General features: G+C 39.3%; 20 protein-coding genes. 7 read left to right on the top strand and 13 right to left on the bottom strand.

Annotation, left to right across the window (positions count from 1 at the left end; translation table 11 throughout):
- Window positions 1-43 precede the first annotated feature (43 nt).
- The 3 genes from gldL to QZL88_RS05735 are packed head-to-tail and all read left to right on the top strand — an operon-like array spanning window position 44 to window position 3,489.
- Complete coding sequence (gene gldL, locus QZL88_RS05745) at window positions 44-988, top strand: gliding motility protein GldL (RefSeq protein WP_296939076.1); 945 nt, start codon at window positions 44-46, stop codon at window positions 986-988.
- A 47-nt stretch (window positions 989-1,035) separates the two neighbouring features.
- The gene (gene gldM / locus QZL88_RS05740; protein WP_296939075.1) at window positions 1,036-2,607 is read left to right on the top strand and encodes a gliding motility protein GldM; all 1,572 of its coding nucleotides are present in this window, start codon (window positions 1,036-1,038) and stop codon (window positions 2,605-2,607) included.
- Window positions 2,608-2,628: 21 nt separating this feature from the next.
- Entirely contained in the window at window positions 2,629-3,489 is an 861-nt protein-coding gene (locus tag QZL88_RS05735) for a gliding motility protein GldN (protein ID WP_296939074.1), read from the top strand.
- Between the two features lie 128 nt (window positions 3,490-3,617).
- On the opposite strand, the gene QZL88_RS05730 is transcribed toward QZL88_RS05735, so the two are convergent.
- The 5 genes from QZL88_RS05730 to ybaK all read right to left on the bottom strand — a co-directional run bounded on the left by QZL88_RS05730 (window position 3,618) and on the right by ybaK (window position 7,128).
- Window positions 3,618-4,172, bottom strand: coding sequence for a 2-oxoacid:acceptor oxidoreductase family protein (locus QZL88_RS05730; protein ID WP_296939073.1), 555 nt, complete (start codon window positions 4,170-4,172; stop codon window positions 3,618-3,620).
- A 10-nt stretch (window positions 4,173-4,182) separates the two neighbouring features.
- The gene (locus QZL88_RS05725) at window positions 4,183-4,941 is read right to left on the bottom strand and encodes a thiamine pyrophosphate-dependent enzyme (RefSeq protein WP_006798523.1); all 759 of its coding nucleotides are present in this window, start codon (window positions 4,939-4,941) and stop codon (window positions 4,183-4,185) included.
- Window positions 4,942-4,976: 35 nt separating this feature from the next.
- Window positions 4,977-6,059: a 3-methyl-2-oxobutanoate dehydrogenase subunit VorB gene (locus QZL88_RS05720; RefSeq protein ID WP_296939072.1), complete on the bottom strand. Its 1,083-nt coding sequence runs from the start codon at window positions 6,057-6,059 to the stop codon at window positions 4,977-4,979.
- Window positions 6,060-6,221: 162 nt separating this feature from the next.
- Window positions 6,222-6,452: a 4Fe-4S binding protein gene (locus QZL88_RS05715; protein WP_006798521.1), complete on the bottom strand. Its 231-nt coding sequence runs from the start codon at window positions 6,450-6,452 to the stop codon at window positions 6,222-6,224.
- A 187-nt stretch (window positions 6,453-6,639) separates the two neighbouring features.
- Window positions 6,640-7,128 (bottom strand): Cys-tRNA(Pro) deacylase, encoded by a 489-nt coding sequence (gene ybaK / locus QZL88_RS05710; protein WP_296939071.1) that lies wholly within the window; start codon window positions 7,126-7,128, stop codon window positions 6,640-6,642.
- Between the two features lie 115 nt (window positions 7,129-7,243).
- Here ybaK and QZL88_RS05705 point away from each other — a divergent pair, with 115 nt between their 5' ends.
- Window positions 7,244-8,266 (top strand): DUF4349 domain-containing protein, encoded by a 1,023-nt coding sequence (locus tag QZL88_RS05705; RefSeq protein ID WP_296939070.1) that lies wholly within the window; start codon window positions 7,244-7,246, stop codon window positions 8,264-8,266.
- A gap of 49 nt (window positions 8,267-8,315) precedes the next feature.
- Here the strand turns inward: QZL88_RS05705 and pdxH are convergent, their stop codons facing one another.
- The 6 genes from pdxH to QZL88_RS05675 form a co-directional block, all read right to left on the bottom strand.
- Entirely contained in the window at window positions 8,316-8,954 is a 639-nt protein-coding gene (pdxH, locus tag QZL88_RS05700; protein WP_296939069.1) for a pyridoxamine 5'-phosphate oxidase, read from the bottom strand.
- A 611-nt stretch (window positions 8,955-9,565) separates the two neighbouring features.
- Window positions 9,566-9,913 (bottom strand): DUF2023 family protein, encoded by a 348-nt coding sequence (locus tag QZL88_RS05695; protein ID WP_006798517.1) that lies wholly within the window; start codon window positions 9,911-9,913, stop codon window positions 9,566-9,568.
- Window positions 9,914-9,928: 15 nt separating this feature from the next.
- Complete coding sequence (gene fldA, locus QZL88_RS05690) at window positions 9,929-10,429, bottom strand: flavodoxin FldA (protein ID WP_296939068.1); 501 nt, start codon at window positions 10,427-10,429, stop codon at window positions 9,929-9,931.
- Window positions 10,430-10,632: 203 nt separating this feature from the next.
- A complete protein-coding gene (rpmA, locus tag QZL88_RS05685) occupies window positions 10,633-10,896 on the bottom strand; it encodes a 50S ribosomal protein L27 (protein ID WP_006798515.1) in 264 nt (87 codons plus the stop codon).
- Window positions 10,897-10,915: 19 nt separating this feature from the next.
- Window positions 10,916-11,227 (bottom strand): 50S ribosomal protein L21, encoded by a 312-nt coding sequence (gene rplU, locus QZL88_RS05680; protein ID WP_006798514.1) that lies wholly within the window; start codon window positions 11,225-11,227, stop codon window positions 10,916-10,918.
- Between the two features lie 128 nt (window positions 11,228-11,355).
- Window positions 11,356-11,880: a hypothetical protein gene (locus QZL88_RS05675; RefSeq protein ID WP_296939067.1), complete on the bottom strand. Its 525-nt coding sequence runs from the start codon at window positions 11,878-11,880 to the stop codon at window positions 11,356-11,358.
- A gap of 259 nt (window positions 11,881-12,139) precedes the next feature.
- Between QZL88_RS05675 and asnB the strand changes: the two genes are divergently transcribed.
- Window positions 12,140-13,807: an asparagine synthase B gene (gene asnB / locus QZL88_RS05670; RefSeq protein WP_296939066.1), complete on the top strand. Its 1,668-nt coding sequence runs from the start codon at window positions 12,140-12,142 to the stop codon at window positions 13,805-13,807.
- Window positions 13,808-13,864: 57 nt separating this feature from the next.
- On the opposite strand, the gene QZL88_RS05665 is transcribed toward asnB, so the two are convergent.
- Together QZL88_RS05665 and QZL88_RS05660 are read right to left on the bottom strand one after the other, a co-directional pair.
- Window positions 13,865-14,146 (bottom strand): hypothetical protein, encoded by a 282-nt coding sequence (locus QZL88_RS05665; RefSeq protein ID WP_296939065.1) that lies wholly within the window; start codon window positions 14,144-14,146, stop codon window positions 13,865-13,867.
- Window positions 14,147-14,148: 2 nt separating this feature from the next.
- A complete protein-coding gene (locus tag QZL88_RS05660; RefSeq protein WP_296939064.1) occupies window positions 14,149-15,072 on the bottom strand; it encodes a glycosyltransferase family 87 protein in 924 nt (307 codons plus the stop codon).
- A gap of 490 nt (window positions 15,073-15,562) precedes the next feature.
- Here QZL88_RS05660 and dapF point away from each other — a divergent pair, with 490 nt between their 5' ends.
- The gene (dapF, locus tag QZL88_RS05655) at window positions 15,563-16,405 is read left to right on the top strand and encodes a diaminopimelate epimerase (protein WP_296939063.1); all 843 of its coding nucleotides are present in this window, start codon (window positions 15,563-15,565) and stop codon (window positions 16,403-16,405) included.
- A gap of 102 nt (window positions 16,406-16,507) precedes the next feature.
- The gene (locus tag QZL88_RS05650) at window positions 16,508-17,740 is read left to right on the top strand and encodes an LL-diaminopimelate aminotransferase (RefSeq protein WP_296939062.1); all 1,233 of its coding nucleotides are present in this window, start codon (window positions 16,508-16,510) and stop codon (window positions 17,738-17,740) included.
- Window positions 17,741-17,760: the final 20 nt, after the last annotated feature.

The following is a 17,760-nucleotide window of genomic DNA, read 5'->3' as shown; positions in this document are numbered from 1 at the left end:
ATATAAGTTTATACTTATATAACATTACATATAGTTAAGCAAAATGACGAAGAAGGAAAGCGTTAAACATTTTATATCCAGCCGAAAAGGTCAGATAATATTCAACTATTTATATAGCTGGGGTGCTGCAGTAGTTATTATTGGAGCTATGTTTAAGATAATTCATCTTCCTTTTGCCGATTATATATTAATGGCGGGGATGATTACCGAGGCCGTAGTTTTCTTTATCTCAGCATTCGATTATATCTCCCCCACTCCGGCAACAGAAACTGTATCTAATGCAGGAGTGATTATTGGCAGTAGTGTTACGAGCGGTACAGTTGTAACTCCTCAGGCAGCAGCTGCTGTAAGGACAGAATCAGGTAAAGGTAAAGTCGAAGGTTCTGGTTCGGTAGTTGTTGTTGCAGGTGGTGGAGGTGGAAGTATCTCCGGAGGAAGTTTTTCAGGCTCAGGGGCGATATCTGCCGGTAGTACCGGAGGTGGTGCTAATGCCGGAGTAAATCAGACAGCGTCAACGGGAACATATTCTTCGGGTGCGTCAGGTGGTACGAATGCTTCAGCAAAAAATATAACACCTGAATATGCTCAGAGTTTGAATGATACTGCTCAAAATCTGGAAGAATTTTCTACTACTATACAATCGTTGAATGAAGCATCTCAGAAACTGTTGGGAGCTTATAAGCACGTTACCGAAACTCAAGGTTTTGTAGATAACTTAGCGACATTAAATCAAAATGTAAGTGGACTGAATGATGTATTCAATACACAGCTACAGACTATAACAGAGCAAATGTCGGCCATCAGATATATAAACGATAGCTTGATCCGTATGAAAGGTTTATATGACGGAGCTATTGGCGATAGTTATATGTTCAGGGAAGAATCTGCAAAAATGACTAAGCATATAGAAGCGTTGAATAACGTATATGCTCGTTTATTACAGGCTATGACAACAAATAATAACAATATGAACCCAACTAATTTTTAAGTAAAGGTCGTTAGGCTTAAATTTGAAAATTAAAAAGAAGATAACTGATGGCATTAAGTAGAGGGCAAATGACGCGGCAGAAGATGATAAATCTGATGTATCTGGTTTTTATTGCTATGCTCGCTTTAAATGTATCGACAGAAGTACTCGATGGATTCGTATTGGTAAATGATAATCTTCAGGAAAATATAGAGGTTACAGCTGCACGGAATAAACAAATTTATGCAGATATAGATCAGGCATATGCTAATAATAGGGAAAAAACGCAGGTAGGATTTGATATATCACGAGATGTAAGGCGCAAAACCGATTCACTTTTCAATTATATCCAATATCTAAAACAGGAAATAGCAAAGAAGAGTGACGGGGCAAATGCCGATATTAATAACCTGAAATCGAAAGACAATCTTGATGCCTCATCCGAAGTAATGATTTCTCCCGTCGGCGGACAGGGAAATAAACTGAAGAAAGCGTTGGATGAATACAGAGAAAGCATATTAACCCTGATATCTGATAATACAAAAAAAGATGTGGTCAGTAAGACCCTTTCTACTCAGCCAAATGAAAGGGCTAAGAAAGACGGGAAAAGCTGGTTACAGGCTTCTTTCGATAGAATGCCAAGTATTGCCGCTATAACTTTTTTATCAGAGTTGCAGGTGAATGTGAAGCAGGCGGAAGGAGAAGTTCTGAATAATTTGATTCAGGATATTGATATAAAAGACATGCGGGTCAATCAATTGAGTGCTTTTGTCGTTCCTCAATCTAGCATGGTAATGCGCGGGACAACATATTCGGCACAGATTATCATGGCCGCGGTCGATACAACCCAGCGTCCGCGTATCGTTGTCAATGGCAAAGAGTTGCCGGAAGATAAAAACGGTTTATATGAATTTGCCGCTACAGGTACAGGAAAGCAGACTTTCAATGGATTCATAGAAATGCTGGACCGGAGCGGATTCCCATTGAAACGGGAATTTACTCAGGAATATACTGTTATGGAGCCGATGGCTACAGTTGCACCTTTGCTGATGGATGTACTTTATTCAGGTATTCCTAATCAGATTAGTATATCTGTTCCCGGTGTCCCTATAAGTGAAGTTTCGGCGACAGCTGTAGATGGCGGAACTTTGAGTGCATTAGGCAATGGAATTTGGGTAGCTTCGCCTTCTCCATCTAAAATAGGGCAAAAATTTGTAATTACCGTATCAGCGAGAGTGAATGGAGCGACTCAAACTGTAGCAAGAAAAGAATTCAGGATACGTCCATTACCACCGGCGTTGGCATATATTGATTATAAAGATGCTAATGGTAACCAGAGGAAGTTTAGAAAAGGTGCTCTGTCCAGAGCCTTGATACTAAATTCCCCGGGGATTAAGGCTTCAATAGATGATGGTATTCTTGATATTCAATTTACAGTATTAAGTTTCAGAACATATTCGTTTGATGCAATGGGAAATACTACACCGGAATTATCGAATGGTGCTAATTTCTCTCAACGTCAGATAGAACAAATAAGAAAAATGAATAGAGGGACACGTTTCTTCATCGGCGACATCAAGGTAAAAGGTCCTGATGGGGTTGAACAGGAAACAAACCCAATGCAAGTAACGATCAATTAATTAACACAAAAATAGCATATTATGAAATCTATCATTTCATTAATGTTTGGCGGATTACTGATAACAGGTTCGCTTTTCGCACAAAACTGCGCAAATAACAGACCTAGGATCTTAGATGAAGTATCAGTTGTAACTTCTACATCAGAGGATATGGCTACTGATATCTCTACAAGAGAATTAGCAGTTATGGAAAATTCAATGAATGATTATTCTTCCTCAATCTGGTCGCGTGAGATTTACCGTCAGATTAGTGATGTGGAAGGCAATGAAACATTCTTTTATCCTCAGACATCTACAGAGCAGAGAACCAACCTGTTCTCATTGTTAGTAAACCTTTTGAGTACAAATACAATAAACGGATATAAATACGAAGCTCAACCGGAATTGGGTGCGATGCTCACTGGAAAAGAAACTCTGGAGGAAGCTGCTGTTCCATTCACTGAGGCTAGTGATAAGACTTTAAATGTGAAAAGGGAAGATATTCCGTCGGATAAGATAACTCACTATCTGGTAAAAGAGAGATGGTATTTCGATGCCAAGACATCCAAAGGCGATGTGCGAGTGACACATATTTGTCCGGTACTGTTCGAAAAAGGCAAATATTTCCCATTATTCTGGGTTCGCTTCGATGATGTGAGTGTATATTTGGCAAGAGCGGTATCACCGGTAGGAGTAGCTAATGTAACTCCTGTTCTGACGAATGCTTCTATGTTTGATATTATCCGTAACAGATGGTATAGAGGTTGTATATATCAGGTGGGAATGAGACAATTGTCTGCTCACTTTCCTGAAATGAAGGACCTGATAAATGAGCGTAAGCGTATAGAGAATGAATTGGATTATATCCAGTCTAAATTTTATGCTGCGGAAAGAAGACGATAAGAGGAATTAGTATTATATAAGAAGCCTTGTAGAAATATCTATAAGGCTTCTTCTTTTTATATAAAAGTGAAAATCCCCTGAGAATTAGCTCAGGGGATTGATTATGTATTCTTTATTTTCGCACCCTATCAACTAGGTTTCTGCACTTCTTGTATTATTTCCATTCCTTTCAAAATAGCTTGTTCATTCATCGGTAATAGCTTATGATGACGTTCAGGCAGTGATTTTTTCAATCCCAGCATCACATTATCGAGTTGCACCATCGGAGATACTTTAAGAAGGCCACCCAGCACTATCATATTAAATGCCTTTGTATTCTGCATCAATGTAGCTGTATCTATTGCCTCTATTTTGTAAATATATATATCTTTCCTTGTTGGCGGATGTTGAAATCCGCTAGGGTCATATATCAATATTCCTCCTGGTTTTACATTAGGCTCGAACTTATCGAGTGAAGGCTGGTTGAGTATAATTGCTATATCATATTCATTTACAATAGGCGAACTGATGGCATTATCGCTTAGTATAACTGTTACGTTAGCAGTACCACCACGTTGTTCCGGCCCATATGATGGAAACCATGAAACTTCCTTGTCTTCCATCAGACCCGAATAAGCCAATATTTTACCCATCGACAGTACTCCCTGTCCTCCGAAACCTGCTATTATTACTTCTTGTGTCATGCTTTCTCTTTTAGATATTTTTTAAGTCTCCCATTGGGTAAACCGGGAACATATTTTCTACCATCCAGTCATTTGAAGCCTGGGGTGTCATTTTCCATCCAGAACTACAAGTTGATACTATTTCGACAATAGATGTCCCTTTATTCTCCATAGAATTCTCAAACGCTTTGCGAATCATGCGCTTTGCCTTTTTTACGGTTGCTGCTGTATGTACGCTCTGGCGGGTTGCAAGGCATACGCCCGGCAATTGTGCCAACAAATCGGTTATCTTGAGAGGGTAACCATTTTCATACACATCACGTCCGTTAGGAGTCGTGGCAGTTTTCATATCCAGAAGGGTAGTTGGAGCCATCTGTCCTCCTGTCATGCCGTATATGCCATTGTTAATGAAGATGATGGCAATATTCTCGCCCCTGTTCGCAGCATGTATCGTTTCAGCTGTACCAATGGCCGCAAGGTCACCGTCTCCCTGATATGTGAATACCATTTTTTCAGGATTAAGGCGTTTGACTGCGGTAGCAACTGCCGGAGCACGTCCATGAGCAGCTTCCTGCCAGTCTACATCCAAATAGTTGTATGCAAAGACGGCACAGCCTACAGGTGCAATAGCGATGGTCTTATCCATAATTCCCATTTCTTCCACCACTTCGGCAATCAATTTATGTACAACCCCGTGTGAACAGCCGGGGCAATAATGCATCTCGACATCGTTCATTAATGCAGGTTTTGCATATACGAGATTAGCCGGATCTATAATATTTGTACTCATAATCTTAAAACTTTAATTATACAAAATCACTGTTTTTAGCAGTCAAACTTACGTTGCAGAGCATCTACCACTTCGCTTGGAGTAGGTACAATACCTCCCAGACGACCATAATGTTCTACTTTTACTTTTCCGCTTACAGCCAGACGAACGTCTTCTACCATTTGGCCGGCATTCATCTCTACTGTAAGTATTCCTTTTATTTTGGATGCGTATTTGTCTATTTCTTTTGAAGGGAACGGCCAAAGCGTGATAGGGCGGATAAGTCCTACTTTTATACCCTGTGCACGTGCCAGATCCATTGCTTTTTGGCATATACGTGCTGCAGAACCGAATGCTACCAATATGTAGTCGGCATCTTCACAATTGATTTCCTGGTGCAGAGATAGTTCTTTTTCAATTTTCCGATACTTTGCCTGAAGGCGGAGATTGTTTACCTCCATCTTATTCGAATCCAGTTCGAGAGTGGTTATTATCGTAGGTTTCTTTCCCGGTAGCCTGCCCAATGTTGCCCATGGACATTGTTCTCTGATTTCGGCATCTGTTCTCCTGCGCGTGTATGCAGGAAGTTTGACTTTTTCCATCATTTGACCGATAACTCCATCGGTAAGTATCATTGCCGGAGTTTGATATTTAAAAGCGAGATCGAATCCCAAGGTGACAAAATCTGCCATTTCTTGTACCGAACTGGGAGCGAGTGTGATTAATTTATAATCTCCGTGTCCTCCTCCTTTTACAGCCTGAAAGTAATCGGCCTGCGACGGCTGTATGGTACCTAATCCCGGTCCTCCGCGCATTACGTTTACCAGCAAGCAAGGCAGTTCGCCTGCGGCGATATATGACACCCCTTCGAGCATAAGGCTCATTCCGGGACTGGAAGACGAGGTCATAACTGCTTTTCCACAGCCTGCACCACCGTATACCATATTGATAGATGCTGTTTCACTTTCAGCCTGAAGTACAACCATTCCTGTCGTTTTCCAGGGAGCCTCGGCCATTAATGTTTCCATTATTTCCGATTGAGGAGTTATTGGGTATCCGAAGTAGCCATCAGCACCGTATCTGATTGCAGCATGAGCTATGGCTTCGTTACCTTTCATTAAAAATATTTCTTCTGACATAAGCTTTTGATTGATTAAAAAAACGAATTAAGGTCACAGACCTATTTGTTATTTTGGTAAGTAAAAAGGCAATAGTAAGTTACGTTTTGAAAATGTATCATTATATATTATCTGTTACTTACAAATGGCTGCCCTTACAGGACAGACAGGTAATTCGTTATACTACTCAAATTTTTTCTTGTAAATAGTGAGACATCCATCAGGACATACATAACCACAATTGGCACAACCGATACAAGCTTCGGGATTTTTCATGAAAACGTAGTGGTATCCTTTCTGATTTACGTTTCGGGGCTGAAGTTCCAAAACATCGCAAGGGCATGAAACTACACATAGATTACAGCCTTTGCAGCGTTCTTCATTAACTACGACTGTTCCTTTGATTTTGGCCATTTCCTTATAATAATTATTTTAGCATTACTTTTCCGCTAGGGAATTTTCATAAGATCCTAACGCAAAGGTATGCGTATTTATTTTTATATTCCCCTTTTTGGATGATAAAGATGTTAAAAAAAATCATGTCACTAAACATATTATTATTTTTTAGGAGAATATGAGTGCTTGAATTTCAGTTGGTTGTCTATGCAATATTGCATTCGGCTATTTTTTCTGTCTTTATGTCAACTACTTGGATTAAATCGTCCGGTCTTATCTGGATCTGCAGACCTCTTTTTCCTGCACTTATATAGATAAAGTTATGCTCTTTGCATGAAATATCTATATATGTAGGAAATTTCTTTTTCATTCCTATCGGGGAGCATGCGCCTCTTATATATCCTGTAACATTCAGCAGATCTTTCATCGGTATCATATCACAACTCTTGTTACCGGATACCTTTGCTGCTATTTTCAGGTCCAGTTCTCCGTTTCCCGGAATAATGCAGACAAAATAACCCGATTTGTCTCCTTTCAATACCAGAGTTTTGAATAATTGTTCTACCGGTTCGTTCAATTGTTCGGCTACATGTATGGCGCTCAGATCCGATTCGTCGACTTCGTAAGGAATAAGTTTATACTCTATTTTTTCTTTGTCCAGTAATCTAACCGCGTTTGTTTTCTCTATTTTCATAGCTGGCATATCTTACTTTTTTCGCTGTTTAAAACAAATAATTTATCAAGATGTTTATGGAATTAACCATTTATAGTCATCTATTAACTAAAACACGAATTTAAACATTTATATCATGAAAAACATAACTAATCTTTTTATAATAGCTATCATAGGATTTTCTGGCATGTTGTCCTGTGGCAACAGTAATAAGAGTAATCTGTCTGAACAATCTTATGAGATGTCAATGACTGCTGTAGAAGATGAAAAAAGCAGTGCAGATCAAGCTCTCGACGAAGCATATGAAGTGGTAAAGAAAGAGAAAGCTCCTGCTACTACACTCAAATTCACTCCGCCACAGATTATTCCTAACTTTATTACCTCTTCGGCTGCCGTTGCTACCTACGATGATGGTATACATAAGTTTGTTCGTACTGCCTCTACAAAATTCAAAGTGAGAGAAGTTGTTTCTGCTACGCAGAAGATAGAGGATATAGCACTAAAAAACAGAGGCTTTATTATTAAATCTGCCATTAATAACGATAACTTGTATTCGGAGACTGTCAATATTTCAAAGGATTCCTCAATAGTCAACTATTCGTGTAATCTTATTGCGACCATCGAATTGAAAGTTCCTGCATTATTGCTCGATTCAGTATTGCGTCAGATAGCTCCTTTGGCCGTTTTAGTAGATTACCGCACGGTAGATGCACAGGACGTTACTGTTAAGCTGATGTCCGATCAATTAGCGCAGATTCGCCTGGCTAAGAGGCAAAAGCGTATATCTAATGCGATCAGTACAACCGGACGTAAACTCGATGATGTAATGGTTGCCGAAGATGCTTTGGATGCAAGCCTCGAAGATGCTGACAGGAAAGTGATCTCCGAATATATGACTAATGAGCAGATTGCATACAGCACTATAAGTATAAGCATGTATCAGGACAGAATAGAGTATTCTGAGAAGATACTTCGCAAAACCGCAGTTAAGGAGTACACCCAGGGTTTTGGATCCAAATTGTTAGATGCATTGGCTGGCGGTTGGTCTATTATCAGCGCTATATTTCTTATGCTGGTATATGTCTGGCCACTCATCATTGTTTCTGCTATTGGTGTATTTATCTTTCTGAAGATAAGGAAAAGGAATAAGCAGAAATAATTATAGTATGAAGGAGATAAATAATTTCTGTATTTGTCTCCTTTATGCTTTATGGAGCTAAACGCTCGATCTTCCAATCCCCGTCTACCCTTGTATATTGTATCCGGTCGTGCAGGCGGCTTTTGCGTCCCTGCCAGAATTCAATGAGATTTGGCTTAACGATGTATCCTCCCCAGTTTTCGGGACGGCTTATCTCTTTCCCTGCAAAACGGGCTTCGAAGTCAACCATAAGTTGCTCCAGATGTTGTCTGTCAGGTATTACCCGGCTTTGAGGCGATGCCCATGCCCCCAATTTACTTTTGGCAGGGCGCACTTCGAAATATGAGTCGGAATCAGCTTCCGGTATTTTTTCTACAATACCTTCAATCCTCACTTGTCTTTCCAGTTCATGCCATACAAAGTTAAGGGCGCAATGGTTATTCTCAGCTATTTGTATTGCCTTCTTACTATCGTAATTGGTAAAAAATACAAAGCCTTCCGGTTTTATTTGCTTTAGCAAAACAATACGGGAAGATGGCTTGCCGTCATTTGTTGCTGTAGCAAGATTCATGGCGTTAGGTTCTAATGCTTCGGCAGCTACGGCCTCATTAAACCAGCGTTCGAACATGCTAATCGGGTCGAGTGTAACTTCCTTTTCTTCCAGTGTTTTTAGGGTAAAGTCTCTGCGTATATTGAATAAATCAGTCATTCTATCGGTATTTATTGATCATCAAAAATACTTAAAAGTTGACAAAGGTGACACTTTTTACAGGAAACAGTCAACAATAATTCTCTCGTAAAGATGCGAAGACACAAAGTCTAATCCATTGCCATGTTTACATTTATTGACTAAATTTAGTTAAAACCTGACACATCTGACAGCTTTTCCATTATTTTTATCTTGCGTATTTTGTATCCATTAACTATGTATGGTTAAAAAGTAACGGAGACAATTAAAAATTAAGAATGAATAATTAAGAACTGTGTTTTTGTTACTTTTTCAAAAACCTGACAACGTTGACACTTTTGCAATGTTTTTCATTGTTAGCTTTCCAATTAAAAAGGTAACAAAGGTAACACTTTTCTACCTATTACTTTTTACCCTCTCTGTAGTCTCCCTTTGGGGAGAAACAACGTTCGACAGAACGAAGTGTAGTCAATGGAGGGGGCCATCAATAATTCAAAGAACTAATAGCTATAAGCTAAAGGTTAGTAGCTCCTGCCTATAGATAAAATATTAGAAATAAGATAAAAAAAATTCCCGCTGACATCTCGTCTGCGGGAACCTAAGATCAACTAAAAAAACTATCAATAGAAAAGTTATGCTAAACAAAGTATGTTCTTTTCCTTTTCTTTTTGCTTTTTACAGTATCGGTTACATTGTTCGCTGATACTGTATCCGAGTAATATGCCAAGTATAAAATCTTCTTCGGGAGTCAGCAGGTTCAACGGCTTATCGCCACAAATCCTGTTTGCCACATTCAAACATTCGTCTTTTCCGAAGAACACATTTATATTGCCATTTTTTAATCGTTGTATTTTGTAACTGATTCCGTTTTTCTCCAATTTCCAGATTACTTTTTCTTCTGTATCTGCGGTCAGGGTGCATAGCATCAGGTCGCGGACACCTTTCTTGTATTCGTAAATGAGATGGTAGAAAACACGCATAAATCGGTTGGTTTATTAAATTACCTTTTTCAAATCTTCAGTCCAGAGCGCAATACGTTGGTCTGTCAGGCTCGATTCGTTATCATTGTCTATTAATAGGCCTACAAACTGGCCGTTTACTACAGCTTCCGAACTGTCGTAAGTGTAACCTTCTGTGCTTACCTGCCCGATAAATTCGCAGCCTTTGTCTTTTATCGCTTCATATATTTTACCTACTGCATCTCCGAATGTATCGCTATATGATGAAGAATCACCGCAACCAAAAAGAGCAACTTTCTTACCACTCAGGTCAGTGGCTTTCACCTTGTCGATATAGTATTCCCAGTCGTCTTGCAAATCTCCAAGACCTAATGTAGGTGATCCGAACAAAAGAACGTCATAAGCCGCATAGTTCGTATCCGCTTTAGATACGTCGTGTAAATCAGCTTTATCTACATTTAGTTTTTTTGCAATTTCTTCTGCAACATCTTGTGTGTTTCCGGTTGTAGAGCCGTAATATATTCCAATCTTAGACATATTGTAAATGAATTATAATTTAGTAATGCAAAGAAACAGGATATATCGGAGTGGGGCAATACCGAAAAATAATGAAATTTATAGGCAAAACTACTTACTTATGAGTAGAAGATGGTAATTCTTTGCATTTATGCACGATACTCTAAATAAAAAAAGCAGACTGAATAATCAATCTGCTCTCTTTATACCGTTTAAACTATATTTTAAGCTTCTGCCTTAGGAAGTACAGAAACATAAGATCTATCGTTTTTCTTTTTACGGAATGATACTACTCCGTCTGTTAATGCAAACAAAGTATGATCTTTTCCGATACCTACATTTTCACCAGGGTGATGAGTTGTACCTCTCTGACGAACTATAATGTTTCCGGCTTTTACTATTTCTCCGCCGAATGCTTTAACGCCTAATCGTTTACTTTCCGATTCACGGCCGTTTTTCGAACTACCTACACCTTTCTTGTGTGCCATTTTCTTCTGTTTTTACTGATTAAGCAATAATTTCTTTAACTACAACTTCTGAAAATTGTTGACGGTGACCGTTCAATTTACGGTATCCTTTTCTTCTTTTCTTGTGGAATATAAGCACTTTGTCTCCTTTTGCCTGAGATATTACTTCTACTACCACTTTAGCGCCTTCTACAGTAGGAGCACCTACAGTTACAGCACCATCTTTGTCAACTAATAATACTTTTTCGAACTCTACTTTAGAGCCATTTTCTGCGTTGATTCTGTGAACGAACAACTTTTGGTCTACTTCAACCTTCATTTGTTGTCCCTGAATATCTACGATAACGTACATCTGTTTTTATATTTACAGGTTATATGCCTGAGGCGAACCGGTTTACACAGGTTTCTTGTTAGCCTATTAGCAATCGGGTGACAAAAGTAATGAAATATTGTGAAATATTCAAATTTTTTTATGCGATATTATTCCTTATTATCTATAATCGTGAGGGTGCCTTCTATGTCGTCCAGCATCGGTATGTTTATATCACCGCCTATTTCGGTTATAATGGCTTTGATTGCCTGTTTGTCTACTTTGGATATGGTGGTAAGTTTTCGGCCTGTTATCATATTCGTACCCGACATGTAACCTAATATCCCGTCTACGATAAATATACTGTCGCCTTTTGCTGTGTATGAGCTTTTCCTATTTCTTGCATAGGTGCCGTTTTGTGGGTTTATGGCTAATGTGGATATAGCCCCCATGTTCGGATTATTTTCATCTACATCGAAAACTCTTCTTATCTCCAGTAGTTCTGCATCTCTTACAAACATACTGTTAACGCGTTCATCCACAGTAGGGTCGTTGGATTTTAGTACGCGTTTCTCATTGAGCCATTCGCCGTCTAACGATGCAGAAGGTTTGGGTTCGTAATCATCACCGCATGAATAAAAGCAGATGCTGGTGATAATGATGAGCAGTGTGAGGTAGATGTTATTTTTGTTCATCTGTCAAAGGTTTGTTTTGTAAAATGTTTCTGCAAAGATATATATAATTTTTTCTTGAATGAATTTATCATAGTTAAATGGTGTGTATGAGTGATTGTAACGAATTTGTTATATTTTTATTGCGTATTGACAATTTGAAATAAAATATAAACAAAATGTGTTATAATTATGTTTTATATTTTGAATTGAGAATAAAATGATATAAATTTGCCGAACTGTGGCAAAATATAAAACTAACTAAAAAAATAATTATAAATATATGTGTGGATTTGTAGGTGTATTTGATTTAACCCAAAATATAGATGTGCTTCGTGGCCAGGTGCTTCGCATGGCAAAGAAGATTCGTCATCGTGGTCCCGATTGGTCGGGGGTGTATTGTGGTAGTAAATCTATCCTCGCTCATGAAAGGCTTTCCATTGTGGGTGTTGATTCGGGGAAGCAACCCCTGTATAGTAAAGATAAAAAACTGGTATTAGCTGTTAATGGCGAAATATATAATCATAAAGAGATAAGAAACCGGTATTCTGATTATGAGTTTCTTACTCATTCCGATTGTGAAGTAATCCTTGCTCTGTATAAAGATAAAGGAGCGGATTTGTTCGAGGATCTGAACGGTATATTTGCATTTGCCCTCTATGATGTCGAAAAAGATCTTATATTGATCGGTCGCGATCATATGGGTATTATCCCTTTATATATGGGGTATGATGATTACGGGCAATTTTATGTAGCCAGTGAGTTGAAAGCGCTGGAGGGCGTTTGTCCTAATATTCAGGAATTTTTGCCCGGGCATTATATCTTTAGTGGAGATGGTACCGCTCTTAAGCAGTGGTATAAGCGCGACTGGATGGAGTATGATAACGTGAAAGATAATAAATCGGATGTTGAAGAATTGAGAATATCTTTGGAGGCGGCTGTGCATCGCCAGTTGATGTCCGATGTTCCTTATGGGGTCTTGCTTTCCGGTGGACTGGATTCGTCTATTATATCGGCAGTGGCAAAGCGTTATGCGGCACGACGTATAGAGGATGATAATAAAACGGAGGCATGGTGGCCACAGCTTCATTCTTTTGCTGTAGGGCTTAAGGATGCTCCGGATTTGATTGCTGCCCGTAAGGTGGCGGAGTATATAGGTACAGTTCATCATGAAATTAATTTTACGGTAGAGGAGGCTATAGATGCGCTGAGTGATGTGATTTATCATATCGAGACATATGATGTGACAACGGTACGGGCATCTACTCCGATGTATTTATTGGCTCGTTTTATAAAGTCTATGGGAGTGAAAATGGTGTTATCAGGCGAAGGTTCGGATGAGCTTTTCGGTGGTTACCTTTATTTTCATAAGGCGCCGGATGCAAAGGCATTGCATGAAGAGACGGTTCGTAAGCTGGACAGGCTTCATTTATACGATTGTTTGCGTGCAAACAAATCATTGGCGGCATGGGGGGTAGAAGGGCGTGTGCCTTTTTTGGATAAGGAATTTATGGATGTGGCTATGCGCCTGAACCCTCAGGATAAAATGTGTGGTAATGGAAAAATAGAAAAGCATATACTCCGGAAGGCTTTTGAAGATTATTTGCCAGCCAGTGTTGCATGGCGGCAAAAAGAGCAATTTTCCGATGGTGTAGGGTATAACTGGATAGATACATTGCGCGAGGTTGCGGACAAAAAAGTAAGTGATCGTCAAATGGAACATGCTGCAGAGCGTTTTCCTATCAATCCGCCAATGTCGAAAGAGGAGTATTGGTATCGTACAATGTTCGAAGAGCATTTTCCTTCGGCGTCTGCAGCTCATACAGTACCGTCGGTGCCATCTGTAGCATGTAGCACGGCTACGGCTTTGGAGTGGGATGCTTCGTTTAAGAATAGGGTAGACCCGTCTGGTCGCGCAGTAAAAGCTGTGCATTCCGAGGCTTATGAGTAAATATTGCGGTACATAAAAATATAAAAGCAGAGAAACATACATTTCTCTGCTTTTCTTTTATATACTTTCTTTTATTCTTTCTTCTTTGGTGTAATCGTTCGGATCGAATTGTTTTATTATGCCCCGTGATGTGACTAATTGATATACGAGTATAAGCCATACGGCTAAATTTGGTATAACTTTTAGGGAGTATCGTTTGAAAACTCCGGTGTGTATGCTTTTAGGGAATATATGAGACGAGGTTATCCATGTCCAGAATATGGTGAATAATAATAATCCGATGACCCATTTGCTGTTCGGGTACTTCTGTATACTGTACCAGATGGCAAGCGCGGTCATGGCTATGATGTATGTTTCCGACTCGGAGCCGGTACTGAAAAGCAGGACAAAAATAATGTAGATGCTAATATCCCTAACTGGTATGTTGATTGTCTGTAGCGTTCCGGCTTGATGTATTGTATGGCAAATAGCATGAGTCCCGGAGCTATGATGTATAATGCGGATGCATCAAGGATATTGAAAACCCGTCTTATCAGCCCGATTGCTGAAATATCTTGAGAAAAATTGGTGATATTCTCAATGTTTTTATCTACAAGGCAGAGGTACCAGTCCTGATAGCTTTGTACAATAAATTCAGGAGATGAAATAGTCATTGGCAGAACGAAGAATATAGCGGCCCACATAATCATGTATCCTATAAGTTTTCCTTTGTGTTTCGAAAAAAAGAAGAAACTGAGCCCTACGATCCCGTAAAGTTTTATAAATGTTCCGAATACGATAAAGCATGCCGCCCATATGTCTTTTTCTTTGCGTATGCATATAAGACTCCCGATGATGAGTGCGGCTATCAGTCCGTTGGTCTGGCTGTTCATTACGCAAACATATAGTTGGATTGCAATGATGTAATAGAATAAATATTTCTTTTTCCAGGGTATATTCAGATAGTAGATTGCTACGAATAGGCAAAGGCTCATCGCTATATCCCAGAATAATATACCGAGTCTATCCGGTAGGAGGGCAAAAGGAGCTATGACCATGCTGAAAAGAGGGCCGTAATGATTTACATCATGATGCTCGGCAGGGTATGATGTGTAGAGGTTGGTTTGCTCTATGGTGTGGTAGAATACCCCCTTGAATATCCGATAGTTATTGTGGATTCGGCTTGCTTTTAGTGCGCCGATAACAGGTAAGAGTATCCATATGAATAGGAGAAATCTCTTGTCAGAAAACACAGGCTTTCTGAAAAATTTAACAATAGAGCTCATGAGTCTATCCGCTATTATCCGATAATTAATGTGGTAGTCTGAGCGTTCTGTAAAAGGTGCAGGCTACACGTTGTTTTAGGTTATTATTTTTTCAAAATCTACAATCTGGACTTTGAAAACACAAAGATGGGTATTTTATATGGAATAGGAAATCTTTTCTTGATATTTCGCCCTGAAACATGGAGTTTGTGTAAGGGGTTTTCGATGTTGGATATTATAAGGTGTTTAAAAGAAATATTTTGCTCAAATAAATAGTGAAAATATGGATTAAAGGTGTCTAATTGAAGAAAGGTGTGACATTTGTAAATCATTTGGTCTTGCGTTCTGTCTTTATGATTGTTATTTTGAAAATTAACAAGTCAAAAAGATTTTTTATTTTATTAAAAATGAAAAAATGATACAAAATTCTTGCGAAATCGAATAATTTGTACGAAATTTGCGTCTTGAAAATAGAAATAATATAACACTCAAAAAGAGGACGGAATAGAGGATGAAGAAATTGAAATTTACCAAAATGCAGGGTGCCGGCAATGACTATATTTATATGAATGGATTTACTCAGCAAATAGAGAATCCTTCTGAGTTGGCAGTCCGCTTGAGTAACCGTCACTTTGGTATTGGTTCCGATGGATTAGTGCTGATATTGCCCTCAGATACATGCGACTTTAGAATGCAGATGTTCAATTCCGATGGTTCGGAAGCTGAAATGTGCGGTAATGCTTCGCGCTGTGTAGGTAAATATGTGTATGACAATGGACTGACCGATAAAAAAGAAATAACGCTGGAGACCAAAGCCGGTGTGAAATATATTACATTAAAAGATGGGGATGCTATTGCACGTAAAGTGACAGTGGATATGGGTGAACCTATACTTGCTCCTACTTTAATTCCTGTACAGGTAGCAGAAGAACCTGTGTTGGAATACCCTCTGGATATAGACGGTAAGATATGGAAAATATCGTGTGTGTCGATGGGGAATCCACACGCAGTGATATTTATGAAAGGAATTAAAGATTTGGACTTACCTGTATTAGGCCCTAAATTCGAGAAGAATCCTATCTTCCCGCGCAAGACAAATACGGAATTTATCGAAGTGGTAGATCGCAATACATTAAATATGCGTGTGTGGGAGCGTGGAGCCGGGGAGACTTTAGCTTGCGGAACCGGAGCATGTGCAGCTGCTGTGGCTGCTGTATTGAATAATCATTGCGATAGGGATATAACGATACATTTACTGGGTGGTGATCTCAAAATAGAGTGGGATGCCCTTAATAACCATGTGTATATGACAGGTGAAGCTGTTACTGTATTCGAAGGTGAATTAATTGGCTGATGTGCCAATTTGCCAATATGGAAATTGATTAATAAATTAAAAAAGGAACGGATTGATTGTATGCCCTGCATTGGCATATTATCTCATTATCAAATTAGAAAGATGATTTTAGTAAACGAAAATTATACAAAGCTCCCGGGAAGCTACCTGTTCTCGGATATTGCACGCAAAGTAAACGAATTTAAAACTGCACACCCCGACGCAACTATTATCCGTCTAGGTATCGGAGATGTAACAAAACCTCTACCGCAGGCTTCGATAGAAGCAATGCATAAAGCTGTGGACGAGATGTCCGATGCCGCGACATTCAGGGGATATGGGCCGGAGCAGGGTTATGACTTCCTTGTAAATACAATTGTAGAAAATGATTATAAGGCGCGCGGACTGGATATTTCTGTAGACGAAGTATTTGTCAGTGATGGTTCTAAAAGTGATACAGGTAATATAGGAGATATTCTCGGACTTGATAATATTGTAGCCATTACCGATCCTGTATATCCGGTTTATGTGGATACCAATGTGATGGCTGGTCGTGCGGGTGATTTGCAGGAGAATGGAAAATGGAGCAAGGTTGTATATCTTCCTTGCACTGCAGAAAATGATTTTGTACCTTCTCTACCAACCGAAAAAGTAGACATTATATATCTATGCTATCCTAATAATCCGACAGGTACTACACTGACAAAGGATCAACTGAAAGTGTGGGTAGATTATGCTTTAAACAATAAAGCGCTTATCCTATTCGATAGTGCTTATGAAGCTTTCATAACCGAAAGTGACGTACCTCACAGTATTTACGAAATAGAAGGTGCTAAGGAAGTGGCTATCGAGTTTCGCAGCTTTTCCAAAACTGCCGGATTTACAGGTACGCGCTGTGCATACACTGTCGTGCCTAAAGCGCTGATGGGGTATACTAAAACAGGTGAAAAGGTGTCATTGAATAAATTGTGGAACAGACGGCATACTACTAAGTTTAATGGTGTGCCATATATTATACAACGTGCTGCCGAAGCCTGTTATTCCGTAGAGGGTAAAAAGCAGGTGAAGGAGACGATCGATTATTACCTGAATAATGCTAAGATAATTCGCGAAGGGCTTAGCGAGCAAGGGTTGAAAGTTTATGGAGGAGTAAATTCTCCTTACATATGGGTGAAAACCCCGAACGGTATTACGTCCTGGGGATTTTTCGACTATCTGCTCAATGAGTTGAATGTAGTAGGTACTCCCGGTGTTGGTTTCGGCCCAAGTGGAGAGGGTTATCTGCGATTGACGGCATTCGGTACATTAGAGAATACGAAAGAGGCGGTGAGCCGTCTCAAAAAGATTTCTATTTAAAATCAAATCATATATAACTC

It is taken from the genome of uncultured Dysgonomonas sp., assembly GCF_900079725.1.
Lineage (GTDB): Bacteria > Bacteroidota > Bacteroidia > Bacteroidales > Dysgonomonadaceae > Dysgonomonas.
This window is presented reverse-complemented; position numbering and strand designations above follow the sequence as displayed.

What these genes read in the sequence shown, in the direction of transcription:
- gldL (WP_296939076.1), top strand. Translation starts at nt 44, where the DNA reads ATGACGAAGAAGGAAAGCGTTAAACATTTTATATCCAGCCGAAAAGGT.
- gldM (WP_296939075.1), top strand. Translation starts at nt 1,036, where the DNA reads ATGGCATTAAGTAGAGGGCAAATGACGCGGCAGAAGATGATAAATCTG.
- QZL88_RS05735 (WP_296939074.1), top strand. Translation starts at nt 2,629, where the DNA reads ATGAAATCTATCATTTCATTAATGTTTGGCGGATTACTGATAACAGGT.
- QZL88_RS05730 (WP_296939073.1), bottom strand. Translation starts at nt 4,172, where the DNA reads ATGACACAAGAAGTAATAATAGCAGGTTTCGGAGGACAGGGAGTACTG.
- QZL88_RS05725 (WP_006798523.1), bottom strand. Translation starts at nt 4,941, where the DNA reads ATGAGTACAAATATTATAGATCCGGCTAATCTCGTATATGCAAAACCT.
- QZL88_RS05720 (WP_296939072.1), bottom strand. Translation starts at nt 6,059, where the DNA reads ATGTCAGAAGAAATATTTTTAATGAAAGGTAACGAAGCCATAGCTCAT.
- QZL88_RS05715 (WP_006798521.1), bottom strand. Translation starts at nt 6,452, where the DNA reads ATGGCCAAAATCAAAGGAACAGTCGTAGTTAATGAAGAACGCTGCAAA.
- ybaK (WP_296939071.1), bottom strand. Translation starts at nt 7,128, where the DNA reads ATGAAAATAGAGAAAACAAACGCGGTTAGATTACTGGACAAAGAAAAA.
- QZL88_RS05705 (WP_296939070.1), top strand. Translation starts at nt 7,244, where the DNA reads ATGAAAAACATAACTAATCTTTTTATAATAGCTATCATAGGATTTTCT.
- pdxH (WP_296939069.1), bottom strand. Translation starts at nt 8,954, where the DNA reads ATGACTGATTTATTCAATATACGCAGAGACTTTACCCTAAAAACACTG.
- QZL88_RS05695 (WP_006798517.1), bottom strand. Translation starts at nt 9,913, where the DNA reads ATGCGTGTTTTCTACCATCTCATTTACGAATACAAGAAAGGTGTCCGC.
- fldA (WP_296939068.1), bottom strand. Translation starts at nt 10,429, where the DNA reads ATGTCTAAGATTGGAATATATTACGGCTCTACAACCGGAAACACACAA.
- rpmA (WP_006798515.1), bottom strand. Translation starts at nt 10,896, where the DNA reads ATGGCACACAAGAAAGGTGTAGGTAGTTCGAAAAACGGCCGTGAATCG.
- rplU (WP_006798514.1), bottom strand. Translation starts at nt 11,227, where the DNA reads ATGTACGTTATCGTAGATATTCAGGGACAACAAATGAAGGTTGAAGTA.
- QZL88_RS05675 (WP_296939067.1), bottom strand. Translation starts at nt 11,880, where the DNA reads ATGAACAAAAATAACATCTACCTCACACTGCTCATCATTATCACCAGC.
- asnB (WP_296939066.1), top strand. Translation starts at nt 12,140, where the DNA reads ATGTGTGGATTTGTAGGTGTATTTGATTTAACCCAAAATATAGATGTG.
- QZL88_RS05665 (WP_296939065.1), bottom strand. Translation starts at nt 14,146, where the DNA reads ATGACCGCGCTTGCCATCTGGTACAGTATACAGAAGTACCCGAACAGC.
- QZL88_RS05660 (WP_296939064.1), bottom strand. Translation starts at nt 15,072, where the DNA reads ATGAGCTCTATTGTTAAATTTTTCAGAAAGCCTGTGTTTTCTGACAAG.
- dapF (WP_296939063.1), top strand. Translation starts at nt 15,563, where the DNA reads ATGAAGAAATTGAAATTTACCAAAATGCAGGGTGCCGGCAATGACTAT.
- QZL88_RS05650 (WP_296939062.1), top strand. Translation starts at nt 16,508, where the DNA reads ATGATTTTAGTAAACGAAAATTATACAAAGCTCCCGGGAAGCTACCTG.